General features: G+C 65.4%; 1 pseudogene. It reads left to right on the top strand.

The features are described from left to right. Positions 1-176: pseudogene (locus E5W87_RS35855) on the top strand (OmpA family protein); the annotation flags it as partial. Positions 177-240 lie beyond the last annotated feature (64 nt).

Genomic DNA, 240 nt, shown 5'->3' with positions numbered 1-240 from the left:
AGGCGGTGGCGACCGCGCTGACCAACGTCTTCGACATCGCGCCCGAGAACATGGAGACGCAGGGCTATGGCGAGCAGTACTTGAAGGTTGAAACCCAGGAGCCCGAACGCGAGAACCGGCGCGTCGCGATCCGCCGCATCACGCCGCTGGTCGCACCTGTGGCGAGCTCCGAATAGGCCCCCACCCTTGTTTTGAGCCTGCCGGGAAGGTAGCGCCAGGCTCACCATTGCAAGCCCGCTC

Source organism: Mesorhizobium sp. (genome assembly GCF_004962925.1).
In the GTDB taxonomy this organism is placed as follows: domain Bacteria; phylum Pseudomonadota; class Alphaproteobacteria; order Rhizobiales; family Rhizobiaceae; genus Mesorhizobium.
The sequence above is the reverse complement of the archived record's forward strand: the minus strand, read 5'-3'. Positions and strand labels throughout refer to the sequence as shown.